Source organism: Streptomyces sp. YS-3, assembly GCF_045257485.1.
Taxonomy (GTDB): Bacteria; Actinomycetota; Actinomycetes; order Streptomycetales; family Streptomycetaceae; genus Streptomyces.
In genome coordinates this window covers 1-8305 of sequence record NZ_JBJHPC010000327.1, presented here as the reverse complement: position 1 = coordinate 8305, position 8305 = coordinate 1, and the positions used below count along the sequence as shown (strand labels likewise).

Annotated in this window: 10 protein-coding genes; 7 read left to right on the top strand and 3 right to left on the bottom strand. The window is 74.5% G+C overall.

The features are described 5' to 3' along the window. The 6 genes from ACJA3G_RS23745 to ACJA3G_RS23720 all read left to right on the top strand — a co-directional run. Positions 1-1015, top strand: a 1015-nt coding sequence (locus tag ACJA3G_RS23745) for a segregation/condensation protein A (protein WP_406555057.1), incomplete at its 5' end; no start/stop codon positions are given. After that, complete coding sequence (gene scpB, locus ACJA3G_RS23740; protein WP_406555056.1) at positions 1012-1656, top strand: SMC-Scp complex subunit ScpB; 645 nt, start codon at positions 1012-1014, stop codon at positions 1654-1656. The genes ACJA3G_RS23745 and scpB, both read left to right, overlap by 4 nt. Beyond that, complete coding sequence (locus ACJA3G_RS23735) at positions 1656-2852, top strand: pseudouridine synthase (RefSeq protein WP_406555055.1); 1197 nt, start codon at positions 1656-1658, stop codon at positions 2850-2852. Before scpB ends, ACJA3G_RS23735 begins: the two co-directional genes overlap by 1 nt. A 195-nt stretch (positions 2853-3047) precedes the next feature. Beyond that, positions 3048-3821 carry a transcriptional regulator gene (locus ACJA3G_RS23730; protein ID WP_406555058.1) on the top strand — a complete coding sequence of 258 codons (774 nt, stop codon included), beginning with the start codon at positions 3048-3050 and terminating at the stop codon, positions 3819-3821. Further along, entirely contained in the window at positions 3818-4564 is a 747-nt protein-coding gene (locus tag ACJA3G_RS23725) for an NUDIX hydrolase (protein ID WP_406555054.1), read from the top strand. The genes ACJA3G_RS23730 and ACJA3G_RS23725 overlap by 4 nt, the downstream gene beginning before the upstream one ends. Then, positions 4561-5586: an ADP-ribosylglycohydrolase family protein gene (locus ACJA3G_RS23720; protein WP_406555053.1), complete on the top strand. Its 1026-nt coding sequence runs from the start codon at positions 4561-4563 to the stop codon at positions 5584-5586. The genes ACJA3G_RS23725 and ACJA3G_RS23720 overlap by 4 nt, the downstream gene beginning before the upstream one ends. 20 nt (positions 5587-5606) lie before the next feature. Here the strand turns inward: ACJA3G_RS23720 and ACJA3G_RS23715 are convergent, their stop codons facing one another. The 3 genes from ACJA3G_RS23715 to ACJA3G_RS23705 are packed head-to-tail and all read right to left on the bottom strand — an operon-like array spanning position 5607 to position 7217. Beyond that, positions 5607-6347, bottom strand: coding sequence for a DNA polymerase beta superfamily protein (locus ACJA3G_RS23715; protein WP_406555052.1), 741 nt, complete (start codon positions 6345-6347; stop codon positions 5607-5609). A 17-nt stretch (positions 6348-6364) separates the two neighbouring features. Next, positions 6365-6835 (bottom strand): Rieske (2Fe-2S) protein, encoded by a 471-nt coding sequence (locus ACJA3G_RS23710; RefSeq protein WP_406555051.1) that lies wholly within the window; start codon positions 6833-6835, stop codon positions 6365-6367. Positions 6836-6893: 58 nt separating this feature from the next. Next, positions 6894-7217: a DUF952 domain-containing protein gene (locus tag ACJA3G_RS23705; RefSeq protein ID WP_406555050.1), complete on the bottom strand. Its 324-nt coding sequence runs from the start codon at positions 7215-7217 to the stop codon at positions 6894-6896. Between the two features lie 123 nt (positions 7218-7340). On the opposite strand from ACJA3G_RS23705, the gene ACJA3G_RS23700 reads away from it, so the two are divergent. Next, a partial coding sequence (locus ACJA3G_RS23700; protein WP_406555049.1) for a prephenate dehydrogenase occupies positions 7341-8305 on the top strand: 965 nt, incomplete at its 3' end.

The following is an 8305-nucleotide window of genomic DNA, read 5'->3' as shown; positions in this document are numbered from 1 at the left end:
TCCCGGAACCCTTCGGGTGCCGGAGCCGGGTCCGGGGCCGGCGGGGGACGAGGAAGGTCTCCCGGAGGCCGCGCCCCCGGACCCCGCTTCCGCCTCTGGCTTCGCCTCCGCCTCCGAAGAGGCGCCTGATCCCTCGTCGGCGGCAGCGGACCGCCCGGGGCCGGCCGAGCAGTTCCCCGCGCCCCCGGAGAAGGCACCGGACGAGGCCGTCAGGCCCCCCGACGGGCGGTTCACCGTGCGGCTCGTCAACTTCGAGGGGCCCTTCGACCTGCTGCTCCAGCTCATCTCCAAGCACAAGATGGACGTCACCGAGGTCGCGCTCTCCAAGGTGACCGATGAGTTCATGGCCCACATCCGGGCCATGGGCGCGGACTGGGACCTCGATCAGACCACCGAGTTCCTCGTCGTCGCCGCCACCCTGCTCGACCTCAAGGCGGCCCGGCTGCTGCCCGCCGCCGAGGTCGAGGACGAGGCCGACCTCGCGCTCCTGGAGGCCCGCGACCTGCTGTTCGCGCGGCTGCTGCAGTACCGCGCGTACAAGCGGATCGCGGACATCTTCAGCGAGCGGCTCGACAGCGAGGCGCGCCGGTACCCCCGTACCGTCGGGCTGGAGGCGCACCACGCCGAGCTGCTGCCCGAGGTCGTCATCAGCATCGGCCCCGACGGGTTCGCCAAGCTGGCGGTCAAGGCCATGCAGCCGAAGGCCGCGCCCCAGGTGTACGTCGACCACATCCACGCGCCCCTCGTCTCCGTACAGGAGCAGGCGGCCGTCGTGGTGGCGATGCTGCGGGAGGCCGGGGACGCCAGCTTCCGGGAGCTGACCCTGGACGCGCCCGACACCCTCACGGTCGTCGCCCGCTTCCTGGCCCTGCTGGAGCTGTACCGCGAGAAGGCCGTGGTGCTGGACCAGGACGAGGCGCTGGGTGAGCTGATGGTGCGCTGGAGCGGCGGCGACGGGGCCCGGGCCGCCGTCACGGACGAGTTCGACCGAGTCGTGGAGGTGGAGACGGCGTGATCCAGGAATCCCCCGAGGCGCCGGGAGACGAGCTCGCGCTCAAGCCCGCCCTGGAGGCCGTCCTCATGGTCGTGGACGAGCCGGCCACCGAGGAGCACCTGGCGAAGGTGCTGGAACGGCCCCGGCGGGTCGTGGCGGACGCGCTGCGCGAGCTGGCCGACGAGTACACCGTCCAGGGCCGCGGCTTCGAGCTGCGGCTCGTGGCGGGCGGCTGGCGGTTCTACAGCCGGGCCGAGTACGCCCCGGCCGTCGAGGGCTTCGTCCTGGACGGGCAGCAGGCGCGGCTCACCCAGGCGGCCCTGGAGACCCTGGCGGTGGTCGCGTACCGCCAGCCGGTGAGCCGGTCCCGGGTCTCGGCGGTGCGCGGAGTGAACTGCGACGGGGTCATGCGGACCCTGCTCCAGCGCGGTCTGGTCGACGAGGCGGGCACGGAACCCGAAACAGGTGCGATCCTGTACAGGACGACGAACTACTTTCTTGAGCGGATGGGCCTGCGCGGTCTGGACGAGCTCCCGGAGCTCGCACCCTTCCTTCCGGAGGCGGACGCGATCGAGGCCGAGACCCTGGAGGGTGTGCCGTCGTTCGATCCGGACGCGCCCGACGCCCCGGAAACCCCAGCAGACGACAAGACGGAAATTTGATGCGAAGCAGCGGCAGTAACAGCAGCGGAAACAACGGCGGGAGCCGTGGTGGCAACAGCGGCAGCCGCGGCAGCAGCGGCGGTGGCGGCCGGAGCGGCGCCGGCCGCGGCGGCGCGGGCGGTGGCCGGGACGGCCAGCGCCAGGGCGGCGGCCAGCGTCAGGGTGGCGGCCCGCGCCAGAGCGGCAGCGGCAAGCCGCGCCCGCTCCGCCCCGAGGAGCGCACCTACGACGTGGGCGGCTCCGACAGCAGGGGTGACGCCCCCCGCGGTGGCCGTGGTGCCGCCGCGCGCGGTGGCGCCAAGGGCGGCCCCAAGGCGCCCCAGGGCGGCACCCCGGTGCGCCGCGGCCCGCACGGGCAGCGGATGGGGCAGGCCCGCCCGCGCGAGCTCGACGCGAAGATCGAGCAGCGCAACCGCGACCGGTACGCGGACAAGCCGGAGATCAGGACCCCGAAGACCTTCCCCGGCGCCGAGCAGGAGGGCGAGCGGCTGCAGAAGGTGCTCGCCCGCGCCGGCATGGGCTCGCGCCGCGCCTGCGAGGAGCTGATCGAGCAGGCCCGCGTCGAGGTCAACGGCGAGATCGTCCTTGAGCAGGGCAAGCGTGTCGACCCGGAGCGCGACGAGATCAAGGTGGACGGCCTGACGGTCGCCACCCAGTCGCACCTGTTCTTCGCGCTGAACAAGCCCGCCGGTGTCGTCTCCACCATGGAGGACCCGGACGGCCGCCAGTGCCTGGGCGACTACGTGACCAACCGTGAGACCCGTCTCTTCCACGTCGGCCGGCTCGACACCGAGACCGAGGGCATCATCCTGCTCACCAACCACGGCGAGCTGGCCCACCGTCTCACGCACCCCAAGTACGGCGTGAAGAAGACCTATCTGGCCGCCATCACGGGCCCGCTGCCGCGCGAGATCGGCAAGCGGCTCAAGGAGGGCATCCAGCTGGAGGACGGCTACGCGCGCGCGGACGCCTTCCGGGTCGTGCAGCAGACCGGCAAGAACTACCTGGTGGAGATCGAGCTCCACGAGGGCCGCAAGCACATCGTGCGCCGCATGATGGCGGAGGCCGGCTTCCCCGTCGAGAAGCTGGTCCGGGTCTCCTTCGGCCCGATCGCGCTCGGCGACCAGAAGTCCGGCTGGCTGCGCCGCCTCACCAACACCGAGGTCGGCATGCTGATGCGCGAGGTCGGCCTGTAGCCGCTCCCCGCATCCCGGTACCGAGCCCGGCCCCTGACCGACGGGGGCCGGGCTCGCCGCTGTGCACGGGCGCCCGCGCGTACGCCGTGCGCCCCGCCGAATACCCGCGCATGCCCGTTGTGCGCGGCCCCTTCGCGCCTTTATAGTCATCATGACTATTAAAAAGCGACGGTGCGACGGGAGGGGGTGGCGGCGGTGGAGCGGTACGGGCACGGTCTGGTGATCGGCACGTTCTGCCCGCCGCACGCGGGCCACCACCACCTCGTCCGGACCGCCGAGGACCGCTGCGAGGCGCTGACCGTGATGGTGTGCACGGCGGCCGGGGAACTCGTGGCGGCCCGGACGCGGGCGCGTTGGATGGCCGAGGTCCATCCGCGCGCCCGCGTCGTCCGGTCGGTCCGCGCCGTGCGTGCCCGGGGGCGCGTGGACGCGGTCTTCACCTCCGAGCGGCACGGGGACCGCCTCGCCCGGGCCTTCCGCGCCGAGCATGTGTGCGTCGACCCCGAGCACGCGCTCTTCCCGGTCTCCGCCGCCGCCGTGCGCAAGGACCCGGTGGGGTGCTGGGACTTCCTGGAGCAGCCGGTACGGGCCTGGCTCACCCGCCGGGTCGCGGTGCTCGGCGCCGACCCGGCCGCCACCACCCTGGCCCGCTCGCTGGCCGAGCACTACCAGCGGCGCGGCGGGGTCTGGGCGGGCACCCGGTGGGTGCCCCGGTGCGAGCGGGCGCGGGAGGAGCAGGCGGCGCGCACGGGGGCGCCGGTGCTCTTCTGCGCGGCGGCGACCGCCCGCGCCGAGCGCCATCTGTGGCTGCTCGCGGGCCCGCAGGACGGGGGCCTGCCCGCGCGGGGGCGCAAGGTGGTGCTGCGGGGCACGGGCCCCGGCGGGCCGCTGGGCGCCGCCGTCGACGCGGTCGACACCTTCCTGGGCGCGAGCTGGGACCTGGACGGCCCGCCCGGGGGCCGGTGGTGAGCGCCGCGGGCCCGGCCAGGGCGCCGGAGGGCTACGACCCGTACGCCTTCGAACCGTTCGCCGTCACCGTCGACCTCGCGGTCTGCACGGTCCGCGACGGCGGTCTGCACCTCCTGCTGATCCGGCGCGGCGAGGAGCCCTACCAGGGCGAATGGGCGCTGCCGGGCGGTTTCGTGCTGCCCCGCGAGAGCGCCGGGCAGGCGGCGCGGCGCGAACTGGCCGAGGAGACCGGGCTGTCGGACGAGGTGGTCGCGGGCCTGCACCTGGAGCAGTTGCGCACCTACAGCGACCCCGGCCGCGACCCCCGGATGCGGGTGGTCTCGGTCGCGTACACCGCGCTCGTACCGGATCTCCCGGAGCCGCACGGCGGCGGCGACGCGGCGCACGCGCAGTGGGTGCCGTTCGGGGCGTACGAGGGCCTCGCCTTCGACCACGAGCGGATCGTCGCCGACGCGCGCGAGCGGATCGGCGCCAAGCTGGAGTACACCTGCCTGGCCACCGCCTTCTGCCCGCCCGAGTTCACCCTCGGCGAGCTCCGGCAGGTCTACGAGACGGTGTGGGGGACCGCCCTGGACCGCCCGAACTTCCGACGCAAGGTCCTCGCCACACCGGGCTTCGTCGAGCCGGTAGCGGGCGCCGCGCGTCTGACCGGCGGCCGGGGCAAGCCGGCCGCGCTGTACCGGGCGGGCGCGGCGACCGCGCTGCACCCCCCGCTCCTGCGGCCGGAAGGACGACCCTCATGACCACTCGCGTGAACAGCCGGGCGAAGCAGGCGGCGACGGGCGCGCTGATCGGGCTCGCGCTCGGGGACGCGCTGGGCTTCCCGACCGAGTTCGTCGGCGTGCCCGCGATCCTCGCCAAGTGCGGTCCCTGGCGGGAGATGCGGCTGCCGACCCCGGCGGTCGTCACCGACGACACCCAGATGACGCTGGCGGTCGGCGAGGGCATCCGGGCCGCCATGGACCGCGGCCTGCTCGGCCCGCGCCGCCTGGAGCGGCCGGTGCGCGAGGGGTTCGTCCGGTGGTACCACTCCCCGGAGAACAACCGGGCCCCCGGCCGCACCTGCATGGTCGCCTGCGGGCTGCTCGACAGCGAACTGCCCTGGCAGCAGGCGAGCCAGCTCGGCTCCAAGGGCTGCGGCGCGAACATGCGGGTGGCCCCGGTCGGCCTGGTGCCCGGTCTGAGCGAGGAGCAGCGAGCGGGCGCCGCGCAGCTCCAGTCGGCCCTGACCCACGGCCATCCCACGGCCCTGGCGGCCAGCGACCTCACCGCCCGGGCGGTCTTCCTGCTGGCCCAGGGCGCGGACCCGGTGGGCCTGGTCGGCCAGTTGCGTTCGTACGCGTACGAGAACCGCACCCGCTACCACGACCGCTGGCTGGGCGACCTGTGGACCCGCGCCCACGACGAGACGCCCGCGGCGTTCATGGCGCGCGGCTGGGACGAGTGCCTGGACGCCCTGGACCGGGTCCTGAAGGCCCTGCGCAACCCCTCGCCGGAGACGGACCCGTGCCTGGAGACGGGCGACGGCTGGGTGGCCGAGGAGGCCCTGGCCACGGCGCTGGTCTGCTTCCTGCTCTTCCCGGACGCCCCGCTGACCGCGCTGCGCCGGGCGGCCTGCACCAAGGGCGACTCGGACTCCATAGCCTGTCTGACCGGTGCCTTCGCCGGTGCCCACCTGGGAGCCGCCGCCTGGCCGAAGGAGTGGGCGGAGCGCATCGAGTACCGGAGCGAACTGCTGACCCTCGGGGCGCTCTGGGATTCCTGACCAGGGACCGGGAGCGTGCGCTACCGCCCCGGGACGCCGGACACGGGGCGCCGCGCGGCCCCGTCGTGCGGGTACGGCCCCAGCGCCGAGTCCCGGCGCACCCGGAACAGGAAGTCCGCCACCCGGGCCGTGTCCGGGACCTCGGGGAGCGGGGTGCGGGACACGGCCCGGGCGCTCTCCTCGTCGAGGCGGGCCATCCAGGCCTCGACCTCGGCCCAGGGGACCTCGCCGCGTCTGACGGCCAGGAGGCGGTCGCGGTCGGGGCCCACGTCGACCACCAGGACACCGGTGCGCAGCAGATCGCGGCAGGCCGTCATGAGGCGCACCAGATGCATCGCGTGCTTCCAGCGCGGGGCGCCGTGGCGGCGTACGTCGGCCTCCAGCTTCCTGTACTGGCTGAGCGCATAGGCGGTGAACGTGGTGTGGGTGTGGCGGGAGAGGAAGGCCTCGCGCAGCGAGAGAAGCTCCCGCCCGGTGTCGTCGACCCGCTCCACGAGCGGTGAGTGCAGGCACTCCAGGACGGTCGGATTGGCGCGCAGGGCCAGTTCGCAGAAGCGTTCCAGCTCCCAGCTGAACTGCTCCTCGGCCGGGCCCTCCACATGCGTCGGCGGCTTCTCGAAGCGCCAGAAGAGCGGGGTCGGGGCCACGTAGACACCCCGGCGGTCGGTGTCGCTCGCCGATGTGGCCAGGCCGAAGGCGCGCGACCCCGTCACACAGGCGTACACGGTGTGGTCGCGGACCAGCTCCTCGGGCGGTGTCATCCGCCGATTGTGGCCGGTCAGGCCAGCCGGATCGAACCGTTTTCGACGGTGATCCGCTCGGCCGCGAGCGGCCGGGGCGCCGGTCCCGCCGCCACCGAGGCGTCGGCCACACGGTACTTGCTGCCGTGGCAGGGGCAGTTGATCGTCCCGCCCGAGACGTCCTTGACCGTGCAGCCCTGGTGGGTGCAGACCGCCGAGAACGCCTTGAAGGTGCCCGCCTCCGGCTGGGTGACCACGACCTTGCGGTCCGCGAAGACCTTGCCGCCGCCGACCGGGATGTCCGCCGTCCTGCCCAGTACGCCCCCGCCGGGGGACGCGGAGGACGCGTGCGGGGTCTCGGGGGCGAACGCGACCGGGGGAGAGGTCGCGGTACCGGTGGGCGTCGCGCCCGTACCGCTGCCCTTGTCGTCGCTGCTGCCGCAGCCGGCCAGCGCGGCCGTGCCCGCGGCCACCGCGAGCACCGCGCGGCGGGAGGTTGGCGTCGTCATGGGCAGCATCCTGGTGCAACCCGGCGTCGAATTCCGTGACGCGCGCGTGCCGTACGCCCTATGGCGCAACCCATCCGCCCTCGTCCCGGCGCAGCTCCGCCACCTCCACCACGGCCTCCCGCTCGACCGGCCCGTACACATGGGGGAACGCCCCCTCCCAGCGCACCTCGGCCGCCAGCCGCGCCGGGTCGATCCCCAGCAGCAGGAGCGGACCGGGCGCTTGTGCGCCGTCGGGGTAGCGGGCGTAGTGGGCGTTCGCCGCCACCAGCGCGGCGGCGCGGTCGGCCGAGCAGTGGACGAAGCCCTCGGAGGCGAGGGACGCCGGGGCGTACGGGCCCGGTCCGGCGCCCCACTCCGGGGCGGGCACCACATGGAAGATCATGGGCTCGTTCTACCGCACCGCCCCTCCCGGCGGCGGCCACCGCCCCCGCGGCTTGACTAGGCTGAACGGGCAAGCCCGCCCGTCCGCCCCGGCGCAGCCGCCGCACTTCGCAAGGAACACTCCGTGAGGACCGCACTCGTCATCGGTACCGGCCTGATCGGTACGTCCGCCGCGCTGGCCCTCGCCGCACGCGGCGTCACCGTCCACCTCGCCGACCACGACCCGGACCAGGCCCGCACCGCGGCGGCGCTCGGCGCCGGGACCGACGAGGCGCCCGGGGGCCGGGTGGACCTGGTGATCGTGGCCGTGCCGCCCGCCCATGTCGCCGCCACCCTGGCGCGGGCGATCCGCTCGGACGCGGCCCGCGCCTACATCGACGTCGCCAGCGTCAAGGGCGGCCCGCGCCGCGAGCTGGAGGCGCTCGGCTGCGACCTCACCGCCTACATCGGTTCGCACCCGATGTCCGGCAAGGAGCGCTCCGGCCCGCTCGCCGCCACCGCCGACCTCTTCGAGGGCCGCCCCTGGGTGCTCACCCTGACCCGGGACACCGACACCGAGGTGCTCAACCTCGCCCTGGAGCTGGTCGCGCTCTGCCGCGCGGTGCCCGTGGTGATGGACGCCGACGCCCACGACCGCGCGGTCGCGCTCGTCTCGCACACCCCCCAGCTGGTGTCGTCCATGGTCGCGGCCCGGCTGCGGGAGGCCGACGAGACGGCGGTACGGCTGTGCGGGCAGGGCATCCGCGACGTCACCCGGATCGCCGCCTCCGACCCGCGGATGTGGGTGGAGATCCTCTCCGCCAACCCGGGCCCGGTCGCCGACGTCCTGGCCGGCATCGCCACCGACCTGGACGAGACCGTACGGGCACTGCGCTCCCTGGAGTCCGCCGACGAGGAGAAGCGGCGCGGCGGCGCGGCGGGCGTCGAGGACGTGCTGCGGCGCGGCAACGCCGGCCGTGAGCGCGTCCCCGGCAAGCACGGCACCGCCCCCACGGCGTACGAGGTCGTCGCGGTGCTCATCAGCGACCAGCCCGGCGAGCTGGCCCGGATCTTCGCCGACGCGGGCCGCGCCGGGGTCAACATCGAGGA